Origin of the sequence: Parvimonas sp. M20, from assembly GCF_035282425.1 — a bacterium.
Lineage (GTDB): Bacteria > Bacillota > Clostridia > Tissierellales > Peptoniphilaceae > Parvimonas.
Genome location: NZ_JAYKBQ010000006.1, coordinates 12,602 through 26,173 on the forward strand (window position 1 = coordinate 12,602; position 13,572 = coordinate 26,173).

Genomic DNA, 13,572 nt, shown 5'->3' on the forward strand with positions numbered 1-13,572 from the left:
TTCTTAGAATTTAATTTTAATAGAAATTATGATATAATTAAATTCATATTAGTTTAAAAATATTTTTTAAGTTTAGGAGATAATTATGAGTAGAGCAGATGATATATTTATTTCAATGTGTAAGGATATACTTGAAAATGGAGTAGATACAAAGGGAGAAAAAGTTCGTCCTGTTTGGGAAGATGGAACAAAGGCATATACGATAAAAAAATTCGGAGTTGTAAATAGATACAATTTAGCCGAAGAATTTCCGGCTTTGACACTTAGAAAAACAGCAATTAAATTGTGTACAGATGAAATGCTTTGGATATGGCAAAAGAAGTCCAATAATATTAAGAATTTAAAGAGTCATGTTTGGGATGAGTGGGCTGATGAAAATGGAAGTATCGGAAAGGCTTATGGTTATCAACTCGGAGTTAAACATAAATATAAGGAAGGAATGTTTGATCAAGTTGACAGAGTTATTTATGATTTAAAAAATAATCCTTATAGTAGAAGAATAATTACAAATATTTATGTTCATGAAGATTTATCCGAAATGAATTTATATCCTTGTGCATATAGTATGACTTTTAATGTTACAGGTAAAAAATTAAATGCTATTTTAAATCAAAGGAGTCAAGATATTTTGGCAGCAAATAATTGGAATGTTTGTCAATATGCAATTTTGATTCATATGCTTGCAAGAGAATGTAATTTGGAAGTTGGAGAGCTTGTTCATGTAATAGCTGATGCTCATATCTATGATAGACATGTTCCGATTATAAAAGAACTTATTACAAGAGAAAAATTTCCTGCTCCAAAGGTTACTTTAAATCCTGATGTTAAAAACTTTTACGATTTTACATCAGATGATGTTATAATAGAAAATTATAAATGTGGAGAACAAATAAAAGATATTCCGATTGCAATTTAGGAGAAAATTATGAAAAGAAAAATTAATGTTTTTGATTATGCCAAAGAAATAATGTTTGCAGTTGAAAAAGGAGTTTTACTTACTACAAAGTCAAAAGAAAAGGTAAGTACAATGTCAATTGCTTGGGGAACTTTGGGAATAGAATGGAATAGACCGATTTTTACAGCATTTGTTAGAGAAAGTCGTTTTACAAAAAAATTACTTGATGAAAGTGGAGAATTTACTGTAAATATTTTTTTAAATAATTTTGATAAAAATATTATTGGAGTTTGTGGAACTAAGTCAGGAAGAGATACTGATAAAATTAAAGATTTGAATTTAACTTTGATTGAACCTGAAATTGTGGATGTTCCCGTGATAAAGGAATTGCCTTTAACTTTGGAATGTAAGGTTATTTATAAACAAAAACAGGATGAAAATGCAATTCCTAAGGAAATAAAAGAAAAAAATTATCCTGAAAATGTGTCAGGAGAATTTTATGGAGCAAACAGGGATTACCACACAGCTTATTATGGAGAAATTGTAAGTGCATATATAATAGAATAAAATTAAAATTTTGTGTCAATTTTATAAAATTGACACTTTTTTAATTGTGAAATTATAAAAATATATTGACAAAATTAATTAAATTATATAACATATAGAGAGTTTAAAGATTATACGGAGTTGTTTTTATGGAATATAGAATTTTAAAAAGCGAAGAAATGGAAAAGGCATTCGCTTTGCGAGAGGAAGTTTTCGTAGATGAACAAAAAGTTCCACTTGAATATGAAGTTGATGACAGAGATAGTTTAGAAGATACAATTCATGTGGGAGTTTTTGAAGGAGATGAGCTTCTTGCAACTGCAAGGATTATGAATATAAATAAAGACATTGTCTATTTTGGAAGAGCCTGTGTAAAGAAATCTTGCAGAGGAAAAGGAGTAGGAAAGTTTTTATTTATAAGTATGGAAGAAACCGTAAAAAAATTTAAGAAAGAAAATGAAAAAAAGATAATTAGATTTTCAGCACAATATCATGCAATGACCTTTTATGAAATGTTAGGTTATACAAAAGATAATGATGATATTTTTGTTGAAGTGGGAATAGAACATATTTCGATGAGTAAGATTGTGTAAGGAGTTAGTTTTGTATAAAAATTTAGTTATAGTAGAATCTCCAACAAAGGCTAAAACAGTTAGCAAAATGCTTGGAAGTAATTACAAAGTTGTAGCAAGTGTTGGACATATAAGAGATTTACCTAAAAGTAAAATGGGGATAGATATAGAAAATAATTTTGAACCTGAATATATAAATGTAAGAGGAAAAGCATCTAAGATTAAAGAATTAAAAGAGCTTTACAAAAATTCTGAAAATATATATCTTGCAACAGACCCCGACAGAGAGGGAGAAGCAATTTCTTGGCATATTGCCTACCTTTTGGGTCTTGATATTAATGATAATAACAGAATAGAATTTCATGAAATTACTAAAAAGAGTATCAAAGAATCTATAAAAAATTCAAGAAAAATAGATATGAATTTAGTAAATTCACAACAAGCCAGAAGAGTTTTAGATAGACTTGTAGGATATAAACTATCTCCAATTCTTTGGAAAAAAATAAAGAGTGGACTTTCAGCAGGACGTGTTCAATCTGCAACTTTAAAAATTATCTGTGAACGTCAAGAAGAGATAGATAATTTTGTTCCGGAAGAATTTTGGAAGATTGAAGGGATACATAATGTCCAAAATATAGAGTTTAAATCACTATATTATGGAGAATATGAAAATAAAAAAATAGTAAAAAAAGAGATAAAAAATGAAAAAGAGGCTTTAAAAGTTGTAGAAAAAACAGATAAAGATAATTTTATCGTGGAAGATGTAAAAAAGGTAAAAAAAGAGAGAAAACCACAACCACCTTTTACTACAAGTACATTACAACAAGAAGCGGGAAGAAAATTAGGTTTTTCAAGCTCAATGACAATGAGTATTGCTCAACAACTTTATGAAGGGATTAATGTTGGTAAAGAAGGCTCTGTCGGTTTAATTTCATATATGAGAACTGACTCAACTAGAATTTCATCAGAAATAGTTGCAGAGACTATCGAGTACATTACCGAAAATTATGGGAAAAATTATGCAAGTAAAGGTAATGAGTACAATTTAAAGAAAAAAAATTCACAAGATGCTCATGAGGGTGTTAGACCAAGTAGTATTTTTAGAAGTCCTGAAAAAATAAAAAGCTATTTAACTGCAAATCAATATAAACTATATAAATTGATTTGGGAAAGAACAGTCGCTTCTCAAATGAAGGCAGAAAGTTATGAAAGTACACAAATAGTTTTAAATTCTAATAATTGTATCTATAAATTAAATGGAAGATACACTTTATTTGACGGATTTTCAAAAATATATACTTCAAGTGATATTAAGGATGAACCTTTGCCTAAATTAGAAGTAAAAGATGTAATAAATGCTGAAAAAATAGAAAAAAGCCAACATTTTACAAAACCGGTTGCCAATTTTACAGAGGCTACTTTGGTTAAAAAACTTGAAGAAAATGGAATTGGAAGGCCAAGTACCTATGCAAGTATTATAAATAGTTTGACAAGCAGATTTTATATTTTAATTGAGAATAAAAAAATTATTCCGACAGATTTAGGAAAAAATGTAAATAAGTTTTTAGTTTCCAACTTTGAAACAATTATAAACGAAAAATTCACTATGGAAATGGAAGAAAAGCTCGATGAAATAGCTGAAAATAAAAAGGATTGGAAAAAAGTTATTTCAGACTTCTATGCTGTATTTGAAACATTTTTGAAAAAGTCTGAAGGAGATTCAGAAGATTATAAAATAAAAGATGAAGTCCTTGATGAAAAATGTCCACAATGTGGTAAAAATTTGGTTATCAAAAAGACAAAATTCGGTAGATTTATCGGTTGTAGCGGATTTCCTGATTGTAATTATATAAAAAAGGAAGTTAAAGATACTGGGGTAAAATGCCCTAAATGTGGCGGAAGAATAATCGAAAAAATTTCAAAAAAGAGAAAAGTTTTTTACGGCTGTGAAAATTATCCTGAATGTGATTATGCAATTTGGGACAAGCCGATAGTTGATAAAAAATGCGAAAAATGTGGAAAATTCTTAGTGGAAGTTAAAAACAGATTTAAACATGCACTAAAATGTTCCGATGAAAATTGCGATTTTGAAATTGATTTAAAGAAAAAGAAAAATGAAAAATAAAAGATTAGAACTTAACAAATTTGCTTTTCCACTTATGGTAAATTTTATCCTAAGTTATATTTTGGAGTTATCCGATATTGCTATTGTTGCAAGAGTTTCAACACCTGCATTTAATGCAGTAAATTTGATTTCTTCAACATTATATACTATAAGTGGAGTTTTGGGAGCGACTGCAATAATTATAAATACAAAACTTGGAGAAAAACTGGGACAGGGAGATGAAAAAGGTCTAAATTATGAATTCTTTTCATCTCTTGCTATTAATATTTTTATGGGAATTTTATTCTTATTATTGATGTTGCTCGTAAATACATATTTTTTAAAAATATTCTATAATTTGTCTGGAGAAACTTTGGAACAGGGGATTTTGTTCTCATATCCTATGAGTTTTTGTGTCTTGTTACAACTATGTTTATTTACATTTGGGGCATATTTTAGAATTTCAAATATGACAAAGTGGATTTTAATAGGATCTACTGTTTCTTCAGTTTTAAATTTGGGTTTAGATTATTTGTTTGTTCTTGGAAAATTCGGTTTTCCAAAACTTGGAATTACTATGGTCGGATTTAGTACAGTTTTTTCAATGTTTGTAAATCTTCTTATTTACATTTTTGTATTGAAAAATAAATTAAATTTAAATTTTGAATTAATAAAAAGCTATTTTATAAATGGAATTAATCATTTTAAATTAGCTTTTCCTATTATGATACAGGAAATTTTTGACGGAACTATTTTTGTTATTATTTTCAATATGATTGTTATTAGAATAGGGAATAACGAATTTGCTGGATATTCAATAATTACAAATTTAATTATGTTTTTATTTACTTTTAAACATATCTATGGCTCTGCGACTTTGAGTTTAATAAGCATAAGTTCCGGAGAGAAAAACTTTAGAAATTTGATAGATTATCCTAAAATTTCTGTTAAGATTACAACTGTATTATTTATCTTTGGAAGTGCATTATTCTTTATTTTTAGAGAATATTTACCTAAACTTATTACAGATGACGTTTCTGTACAAAATATCGCTACAAAATTTTTGATATTTTTCTTAATTGCAAATATTTGTAGTTCATATTCATACATATATAAATGTGCTTTACAGGGTTTGAATAAAAATATGTTTTTATTAAAAACAACTGCAGGGGTAAATATCTTAAGTCTTATTTTAATGTTGATATTAACACAAGTTTTTGATTTATCTCTATTTGGAGTTGCATTTGCACAATTCGTAAATGAATGTATCTTGAGTGTAATATTTTTGAAATATTATAGATATATTGTAACTGATGAATTTTATAATTTGACAAAAGAGTAATTAATGTATATAATTTATTTGGTTAAAATATTTAGATTTTTTTATAAAAAACTTTTGGAGGCTGGTTATGAAAATATTAGTTGTTATTGATGTTCAAAATGATTTTGTTGATGGTAGATTGGGGACTCAAGAAGCTATAAATATGATACCAAATTTAAAGGAAAAAATTAAAAACTTTGACGGAGAAATTATTTATACAATGGATACTCATGATGATAATTACTTAAATACTCAAGAGGGTAGAAAACTTCCTATAAAACATTGTATAAAGGGGACTGATGCTTGGAAAATCAGAGAAGGTATTTATAAAGAAAATTGTAAAATTTTTGAAAAAGCAGGTTTTGGATCCAGCGACTTAGTTGAGTATTTAAAAAGCGTAAACGAAAAAGAGCAAATTGAAAGCATAGAATTTGTTGGAATTTGTACAGATATTTGTGTGATTGTAAATACTTTAATGATTAAAGGATTTTTACCTGAAATTGAATTAATCGTAGATAGTAAATGTTGTGCGGGAGTTACTCCACAAAGTCATAATACAGCATTGGAAGCCATGAAAATGTGTCAAGTTGATATTTTATAAAAAATAAATTATTTAATTAAGTAAAAAATGCAATAACACGATATGCAATAATATACCATTGCATATCGTGTTTTTTTATATTATAATTATATTGAGGTGATTTTATGAAATTTATTGGAAGAAAATATGAACTAAAAGAGTTAAATTTAGAATATGAAAATGGAAAATTTGCCTTATCTGTAATATATGGAAGACGAAGAGTTGGAAAAACCTATTTAATTCAAGAATTTATAAAAGAAAAAGAGGGCTATTATTTTGTTGCTACTGAATCAAACGAACTAATAAATCTTAGTTTAATTTCAAAAGCGATATATAAGGCTTGTGGAAATTTAGAAGGATTACCTGATTTCAGTAATTTCGAAAGTGCATTAAGATATTTATTTCAATATAGTATAGACAAAAGGATAATTTTTGTTATTGATGAATTTCCTTATTTAGCTGAATCAGCACCATATATTTCATCATTAATACAAAATTTGATAGATGAATATAGAGAAAAAAGTAAATTATTTCTTATACTTTGCGGTTCATCTATGAGTTTTATGGAGGAACAGGTTTTAGGGTACAAGAGTCCTTTGTATGGAAGAAGAACAAGTCAATTTAAAATAAATGCTTTTAATTATTTGGAATCCGGAGAGTTTGTCAATTCATATTCAGATAAAGAAAAATCAATAGTTTTTGGATTAACTAATGGGGTTGCTGAATATTTAACATTTTTTGACGAAAATCTGTCTTTAAAAGAAAATATAATAAATATTTTTTTAAAACCAAGTGGTCGTTTGTATGAAGAACCTCTTAATCTATTAAAACAAGAATTAAGACAGCCAAAGTTTTATAATGATATTTTATTTTCGATTTCCGCAGGAGCTAGTAAACTAAATGAAATATCCACAAAATTAAATGTAGTTAGTGGTGGTTTAGCTCATTATCTAAATTCTCTTATAGAGCTTGGAATTATAGAAAAAAAGACGCCTGTACTCAATAGAAAAACAAAAAGACCTATTTATGTTATAAAAGATACTATGTTTCTATTTTGGTATAAATTTGTTCAAACCAACTTAAATATGATAAATATAGGACTGGGAGAAGTTTTATATGAAAGCATAGAAAAAAATTTGAATGATTATATGGGAGATGTTTTTGAAAAAATCTCTATTGAATATTTTGAAGAGAGATTAAAAAAGTCAAAAGTTTCATTTATTCCAACTGATTATGGTAATTGGTGGGGAACAGATAAAGAGTTAAAAAAAGAGTCAGAAATTGATATGTTGGCTTATAATAATGAAAATGAATTTTTATTTGTCGAAGCTAAGTGGAATAATAGCAAAGTTAAACAAGATGTTTTAGACAATTTGATTAATAAGTCTTATAATTTTAGATATAAAAAAGCTACTTATTGGATTACAAGTTTATCTGGATTTGAAAAATTTAAAATTGAAAACAATGTTGAGCTTGTAGATATTGGAAGCATGTATAAAATATAACTTCTATAAAAAATGGAGAGATTTTGTGTTTATATGAGCATTGTTTTGTTGTAAAGATAATTGGTATATGGTATAATAGACAATAATTAAAATAGAGCTTCTCTATTTTGATTTTGATATATTTATTATATGGAGGTGAGATAATGGATTGTATATTTTGCAAAATTGTTAATGGAGAAATTCCATCAAATAAAATTTATGAAGATGATGATATAGTTGCATTTAATGATTTATCCCCTCAAGCTCCGATTCATTTTTTAGTAATCCCTAAAAAACATATTGAATCTTGTAATTTCATAGATAAGGAAAATTCTGAAGTGGTTGGAAAGATATTTTTAAAAATTTCCGAACTTGCTAAAGAAATGGGATTTGATGAATCAGGTTATAGAATTATAAATAATTGTAATGAAGACGGCGGACAAACTGTTAAGCATTTACATTTTCACGTTCTTGCAGGACGTAGTTTAAATTGGCCACCGGGCTAAAATTAAAATTATCTTAAAATTTTTTATAAATTTTATCAATTATACTAAAAAAATATAGTGAATTTACTTGAATTTATATCATTTTTGTTGTATAATATTTATGTTATTTCTCAAGACAGTTTGTCTATATAAGAGAGGGGGGATATCATGGCAGAGATCAGAGTTGGCGAAAACGAATCTTTGGATAATGCGTTGAAAAGATTTAAAAGACAATGTGCACGTGCTGGAGTGCTTTCAGAATATAGAAAAAGAGAACATTACGAAAAGCCAAGTGTAAAGAGAAAGAAAAAATCAGAGGCAGCAAGAAGAAAAAAGAAAAAATTCTAAGCTGTTTAAAATTTAATTGTTTGAATTAACTAAAGTCCTTTTTTAAGGACTTTTTTTATTACGAAGTAACAAGGTTCTGGGGCACCCGCCCGATGCAAAGCATCGAGGAAGGGTGATGTTCTTATTGTGAAACAACAAGGTTCTCGGGTATGCTGAGGTTCTTATTGCATATAAAGTATAATATTTCGATTAATAGCCCAACATAAAAAGTTAATAAAAATTAATAATAATTTTTAAACTTTATAGAAAATAAACAGGTTCACGTCACAATACTTTGCAAAGAAAAATTCCTAACACGTCATCTTGACTGGAGCAGAGCGAAATGGAGAGATCTCATACTTTTGCTTTAGCAAAAGTAAATGTATCGAAGATACATACAAAAATTATTTTATAATTTTTTTCAGAAATATTGTTGCTTGTTACAAGTAAAAATAAGTTTTAAAGAACTTTTATAAATAGTTAATTTTGGAATAATCAATTACATAAATCTAGTTCTACGTAACGGAGCTTTATGAGATTTCTAGAAGAATTACTTAAGTATAAGTAAACTTTGGGATTGGATAATCTTTAAAAGTGAAGTGAAAATTAAATCATAAGATAGTTTATTTTTTTATTTAAAATATTGATTTTTATATAAACACTTGATATAATATAATAAACTGTTGTTTAAGGAGGTATTATGACAAAAAGAGAACAAGAACTTTTAGATATAATAAAAGAAAATCCTTATATCTCTCAAAATGAACTGGCTGATTTACTTAATATAAAGAGATCGTCTGTTGCAGTTCATATTTCAAATTTGATTAAAAAGGGATATTTGGTCGGAAGAGCCTATGTGATTAACTCTAATTTATCAAAAGAAGTTTGTGTTATTGGTGGATGTAATATTGATTTTATTGCAAAAAGTTTTGAAAAAATAAATATGAAAGACTCAAATCCGGGAACTTTGGAATATTCTTTTGGAGGAGTTGCAAAAAATATTGCTGAAAATTTACTAAAAATGGGAATAGAAAATAAATTTATTTCTGTATTTGGCGATGATGTTTATTCAAAAGAAATCAAAGATTATTTGAAAAAAATCGGATTGGATTTTTCAAACAGTAAATTTTTAACCAATAGAGGTATGTCAAATTATATTTCTATTTTGGATGAAAACAATGATTTATTTACTGCCATTTCTTCAATGGAAGTTTTGGATGAAATCAATATTGAATTTATTTCTAAACTTATTGATTTAATCAAGAGTTATAAGTATATAGTTATGGATACGAATTTAAGAGAAGATGTTCTTGAATACATCTGTAAAAATTGCCCTAATTCAAAGATAATTGTAGATTGTGTTTCTAGAAAAAAGGCTTTAAAAATAAAGAAATTATTAAAGTACATCTATCTTTTAAAACCGAATATTTATGAAGCAGAAGAATTAACTGACATTCCTTATGAAAATGAAAGTGATTTAGAAAAGATTGTGAATGTATTTTTAGAAAAAGGTGTTCAAAAAGTTTTTATTTCGATGGGCGAAAAGGGAATTTTATATGCCGATAAAAATGAGAACGGAATTGTAAGGATAAATGAAAAACCAAAGATTGAAAATACTTCTGGTTGTGGAGATGCAGCTATGAGTGGAATAATTTTTGGGGTTGTTAATGAAAAAGATATTTTAGAATGTGCAAAACTTGGAAATGTTGCAGGATTTATAACTGCACAATCTGTGGATACAGTAAGTGAAAATATAAGCGAAAAAAATCTATTAAATTTTGGAGGAAGTTATGAAATTAGAAAAATATTTAACAGTTAGTGAAGAAGTAAAAAATGCAATTAAAGAAAATAAACCGGTTGTAGCTTTGGAATCAACAATAATATCACATGGTATGCCTTATCCTAAAAATGTTGAAACAGCTCTTGAAGTTGAAAAAGTTGTTAGAGAAAATGGAGCAATTCCTGCTACAATAGCTATTATAAATGGAGAAATTAAAGTTGGGCTAACAAAAGAAGAAATTGAAGTAATCGGGAAAGCTGGACTTAGTGTAACAAAAACTTCAAGAAGAGATTTAGCTTATGTTGTTGCTAATAAATTAAATGGAGCAACAACTGTTGCTGCAACAATGATTTGTGCAGAAATGGCAGGAATTAAAGTTTTTGCAACTGGTGGAATCGGTGGAGTTCACAGAGGAGCAGAAACTACGATGGATATTTCGGCAGATCTTGAAGAATTAGGAAATACAAATGTTGCAGTTATTTGTGCAGGATGTAAATCAATTTTAGATATGGGTCTTACTTTAGAATATTTAGAAACAAAGGGAGTCCCTGTTTATGGATACCAAACTAATATATTACCAGCATTTTACACAAGAGAAAGTGATTTTAAAGTTAGTAAAATAAATTCAGAAGAAGAAATTGCAAAAGTTTTAAAAGCTAAATGGGATTTAGAGCTTAATGGTGGAGTTGTAATTGCTAATCCTATTCCGGAAGAATTTTCAATGGATAGGAAAGCAATTGACAAGACAATTTTAGATGCCTTAAAAGAAGCAGATGAAAATGGAATAAAAGGAAAAGATACAACACCATTCTTACTTGACAAAGTTCAAAAACTTACACAAGGAAAGAGCTTAGAAGCTAACATCAGATTAGTATTCAATAACGCAAAACTTGCAAGTAAAATAGCAATAGAATATTCAAAATTAGCATAAAAGTCGGAGAATTCCGACTTTTTTATGAATTTACGCATTAAAATTTACTATTTTGAAAAAGCTTTTTAGTATGATATAATTAAAGTGCAAAAGCATATTTTAAATGTTGTTGATGATATTATTTTAATAAAGGACAATGTTAATGATAGTGTGTGGATATCTAATATAATTAATAATATATCAAAAGATATTGATATTGTTTATCTAGGTGAAAATAAAGATATATATGGGTTTATTATAGTAAAAAGTTGTGTAAAATGATAAAAATATTAGATGAAGGTAGTAAGTGGGAAATTGATAAGAAAAAAATTTACAAAGTGCCAAGTCAATCACAAAAATGGTACCTAGTATTTTTGAAGAAGAACAATTAGATGAATTAATAAAAGCAATAAAAAATATTAAGTATAAAATAGGTAAATATTAAAATAAAACAAGTATTTTATATTATTAATTGATAAAGGAGTGTTATATGAATGATTATCAATACTATTTTTTTGATTTAGATGATACGTTATGTAATTATAAATCAGCAAAGGAAAAAGCTAATATTAGAATCAATAGACAATTAATGAATTATGGAATTGATATTCATCTTTTTAAGGAAAAATACATTTCAAATGAAGTTAAATTAATGAACTCTTTTCTTGAAGGAAAACTTAATAAAATAGAATATCGAACAAGAAGATATTCTGATATTTTAAATTTTTTTGGAGTAAATAATGTAGATGAAAAAGCTAAAGAACTTAATTTAATATTTATGGAAGAAGGGAATATTAAAATTAAAATATTTGATGATGTTATTCCTTTTATGAAAAAAATTAAAAAAGCTAAGAAGAAAATAGCAATTATTACAAATGGTCCTACTGATGGTCAAATGAGTAAATTAAAAGTCACAGGGCTATTAGATTATATAGATCATATTTATATTAGTGAAGAAGTTGGAGCTGCAAAACCTTCAAAAGTTATATTTAATTTTGCAATGCATGATTTAGGTGCTTTACCTAAGGAATCTGTTATGTTTGGAGATAATATTAAAGAAGATATTTTTGGTGCAAAATCAGTTGGAATGAGTGCTATATTAGTTAATAGATTTAATAAAAATATTAATTATAATAATCAAATAAAAAATTTTTTTGAATTAGATAATATTTAAATTCATTATAGGACGATGATGGGAGAATATATTATCTATTATAAAGAAAAAGTTATTGGTGGAATATATGATGACAGATTTTTAGTAAAAGCTACAAAGATAGCTATTGACTGTGTTTCTGAGGTACAATTTCAACTGCTTTATGAAGGAGCAAAAGAAATGCTATTAGTTGATGATGTGGAAGATAAAATGTATCTAAAAGGATTATTTGATACAATGTATGATGAATTACCTTTCCCAAAAGTTAAGAAGAAAAAATATAACAAATAAATTATTCAATAACTATATATTAAAATAAAATGAAAAAAATAGGAGGATTTATGGGAAAAAGTAATTATAAAAAACCTTGTTTTGAAAATTGTAAGAAAAAATATATAAAAATACAGCAGAATAAATTTGGTCTTTGCTTATTTTTAATTTTTTCTAGTGTGTTAGTTGATTTTTTTATTTTTGATTATCTGCTAAAATTTTTAGTATGGATAACAAGTGTCTTTTTTGATTATTCTAATAAAATGTTTGTATTAATTTTTTTTATATGTCTAGTAGTTGCAATATTTATTACTTTTTTAGGTTTTATATATAAAATAAAAAATAATAATAGTAAAATAGGAACAGAATACCGATTTATAGTTGATTTAATATTTATATTTGAATTATTAATTTTAAGTATATATAATATAGTTTTGTTATTAAAAATGATTTATAGATATTTATTTGCTATTAATTTAGCCGAATGGAAAAATGTAATTGTTATATTTTTTACAACAATAGTAATTATTTATATTTTTAATAGCATGTTAAAAAATATTTTGAGAATTAGTTATTTAGTTACTATTTTAGCTACTTTTTTGATTTTTTTAGCTGGTTGGATTAGTATACAAAATTATGCTTTTATTTCTTTAATATTAATAGTTGTTAATCAATTTATGTCTTATGAAGATGTTATTAATATGTATGGAAAATTGAAATCCAATATTCATTATAGACTAATAAATATAAACAAAACTAAACAACAACTTGCATTTAATAAATTATATTTTAATATATTTATTGTTTTTTTGTATATTTATATAGCTTTAACGGAAGATTTTAAGTTTTTTGAATTCATTTATATAAACTTAATCTCTAAAGGAAAAGATACTTCTAAACTATTATTAATTTTTAATAGAGGATGTAATAGAGTTATTATAATTGAAATTATAGTAATTATTTATGCAATATGTTTGAAAGTAAAAAAGAAGTCAATAAAAGAAGAAATGATTAAATTTAAACAAAAATTTGAAGATAATTTAATAAAATTTTTGCAAAAATATATAATAAGAACCAAGTAATAAGTAATAATTATGTATAAATTAAAATGGATAGCATTTCGCTATCCATTTTGTCTTTTATTT

The 13,572-nt window shown here is 26.1% G+C and carries 15 protein-coding genes; all 15 read left to right on the forward strand.

Annotated elements, in window-relative coordinates; genetic code table 11:
* The first annotated feature begins 85 nt into the window (after nucleotides 1–85).
* The 15 genes from thyA (at nucleotide 86) to VJI93_RS04105 (ending at nucleotide 13,509) form a co-directional block, all read left to right on the forward strand.
* A complete protein-coding gene (thyA, locus tag VJI93_RS04035) occupies nucleotides 86–916 on the forward strand; it encodes a thymidylate synthase (RefSeq protein WP_323999668.1) in 831 nt (276 codons plus the stop codon).
* Nucleotides 917–925: 9 nt separating this feature from the next.
* Nucleotides 926–1,462, forward strand: coding sequence for a flavin reductase family protein (locus tag VJI93_RS04040; RefSeq protein ID WP_323999669.1), 537 nt, complete (start codon nucleotides 926–928; stop codon nucleotides 1,460–1,462).
* 128 nt (nucleotides 1,463–1,590) lie between these two features.
* On the forward strand, nucleotides 1,591–2,034 hold the full coding sequence (locus VJI93_RS04045; protein ID WP_323999670.1) for a GNAT family N-acetyltransferase: 444 nt from the start codon (nucleotides 1,591–1,593) through the stop codon (nucleotides 2,032–2,034).
* A gap of 10 nt (nucleotides 2,035–2,044) precedes the next feature.
* Nucleotides 2,045–4,138 (forward strand): type I DNA topoisomerase, encoded by a 2,094-nt coding sequence (gene topA / locus VJI93_RS04050; protein ID WP_323999671.1) that lies wholly within the window; start codon nucleotides 2,045–2,047, stop codon nucleotides 4,136–4,138.
* Entirely contained in the window at nucleotides 4,128–5,459 is a 1,332-nt protein-coding gene (locus VJI93_RS04055; protein ID WP_323999672.1) for an MATE family efflux transporter, read from the forward strand. The genes topA and VJI93_RS04055 overlap by 11 nt, the downstream gene beginning before the upstream one ends.
* A gap of 67 nt (nucleotides 5,460–5,526) precedes the next feature.
* Complete coding sequence (locus VJI93_RS04060; protein WP_323999673.1) at nucleotides 5,527–6,039, forward strand: cysteine hydrolase family protein; 513 nt, start codon at nucleotides 5,527–5,529, stop codon at nucleotides 6,037–6,039.
* Between the two features lie 104 nt (nucleotides 6,040–6,143).
* On the forward strand, nucleotides 6,144–7,523 hold the full coding sequence (locus tag VJI93_RS04065) for an ATP-binding protein (protein WP_323999674.1): 1,380 nt from the start codon (nucleotides 6,144–6,146) through the stop codon (nucleotides 7,521–7,523).
* Between the two features lie 143 nt (nucleotides 7,524–7,666).
* Nucleotides 7,667–8,008, forward strand: a complete 342-nt coding sequence (locus tag VJI93_RS04070; protein WP_323999675.1) for a histidine triad nucleotide-binding protein — start codon at nucleotides 7,667–7,669, stop codon at nucleotides 8,006–8,008.
* 147 nt (nucleotides 8,009–8,155) lie between these two features.
* Complete coding sequence (gene rpsU, locus VJI93_RS04075; protein ID WP_004832359.1) at nucleotides 8,156–8,335, forward strand: 30S ribosomal protein S21; 180 nt, start codon at nucleotides 8,156–8,158, stop codon at nucleotides 8,333–8,335.
* A gap of 679 nt (nucleotides 8,336–9,014) precedes the next feature.
* The gene (locus tag VJI93_RS04080; protein WP_323999676.1) at nucleotides 9,015–10,133 is read left to right on the forward strand and encodes a carbohydrate kinase; all 1,119 of its coding nucleotides are present in this window, start codon (nucleotides 9,015–9,017) and stop codon (nucleotides 10,131–10,133) included.
* Entirely contained in the window at nucleotides 10,105–11,025 is a 921-nt protein-coding gene (locus VJI93_RS04085) for a pseudouridine-5'-phosphate glycosidase (protein WP_323999677.1), read from the forward strand. The genes VJI93_RS04080 and VJI93_RS04085 overlap by 29 nt, the downstream gene beginning before the upstream one ends.
* Nucleotides 11,026–11,109: 84 nt before the next feature.
* A complete protein-coding gene (locus VJI93_RS04090; protein WP_324009210.1) occupies nucleotides 11,110–11,286 on the forward strand; it encodes a hypothetical protein in 177 nt (58 codons plus the stop codon).
* A gap of 208 nt (nucleotides 11,287–11,494) precedes the next feature.
* A complete protein-coding gene (locus VJI93_RS04095; protein ID WP_029949239.1) occupies nucleotides 11,495–12,178 on the forward strand; it encodes an HAD family hydrolase in 684 nt (227 codons plus the stop codon).
* A 15-nt stretch (nucleotides 12,179–12,193) separates the two neighbouring features.
* Entirely contained in the window at nucleotides 12,194–12,448 is a 255-nt protein-coding gene (locus VJI93_RS04100; protein ID WP_442953994.1) for a TfoX/Sxy family protein, read from the forward strand.
* 50 nt (nucleotides 12,449–12,498) lie between these two features.
* Nucleotides 12,499–13,509 (forward strand): hypothetical protein, encoded by a 1,011-nt coding sequence (locus VJI93_RS04105; protein ID WP_323999678.1) that lies wholly within the window; start codon nucleotides 12,499–12,501, stop codon nucleotides 13,507–13,509.
* Nucleotides 13,510–13,572: the final 63 nt, after the last annotated feature.

Bases quoted from the DNA above. Each gene is read 5' to 3' on its own strand.
- VJI93_RS04100 (WP_442953994.1), top strand. From the start codon at position 12,194: ATGATGGGAGAATATATTATCTATTATAAAGAAAAAGTTATTGGTGGA.
- VJI93_RS04095 (WP_029949239.1), top strand. From the start codon at position 11,495: ATGAATGATTATCAATACTATTTTTTTGATTTAGATGATACGTTATGT.
- VJI93_RS04065 (WP_323999674.1), top strand. From the start codon at position 6,144: ATGAAATTTATTGGAAGAAAATATGAACTAAAAGAGTTAAATTTAGAA.
- VJI93_RS04045 (WP_323999670.1), top strand. From the start codon at position 1,591: ATGGAATATAGAATTTTAAAAAGCGAAGAAATGGAAAAGGCATTCGCT.
- rpsU (WP_004832359.1), top strand. From the start codon at position 8,156: ATGGCAGAGATCAGAGTTGGCGAAAACGAATCTTTGGATAATGCGTTG.
- VJI93_RS04070 (WP_323999675.1), top strand. From the start codon at position 7,667: ATGGATTGTATATTTTGCAAAATTGTTAATGGAGAAATTCCATCAAAT.
- VJI93_RS04055 (WP_323999672.1), top strand. From the start codon at position 4,128: ATGAAAAATAAAAGATTAGAACTTAACAAATTTGCTTTTCCACTTATG.
- VJI93_RS04080 (WP_323999676.1), top strand. From the start codon at position 9,015: ATGACAAAAAGAGAACAAGAACTTTTAGATATAATAAAAGAAAATCCT.
- VJI93_RS04085 (WP_323999677.1), top strand. From the start codon at position 10,105: ATGAAATTAGAAAAATATTTAACAGTTAGTGAAGAAGTAAAAAATGCA.
- VJI93_RS04040 (WP_323999669.1), top strand. From the start codon at position 926: ATGAAAAGAAAAATTAATGTTTTTGATTATGCCAAAGAAATAATGTTT.
- thyA (WP_323999668.1), top strand. From the start codon at position 86: ATGAGTAGAGCAGATGATATATTTATTTCAATGTGTAAGGATATACTT.
- VJI93_RS04060 (WP_323999673.1), top strand. From the start codon at position 5,527: ATGAAAATATTAGTTGTTATTGATGTTCAAAATGATTTTGTTGATGGT.
- VJI93_RS04105 (WP_323999678.1), top strand. From the start codon at position 12,499: ATGGGAAAAAGTAATTATAAAAAACCTTGTTTTGAAAATTGTAAGAAA.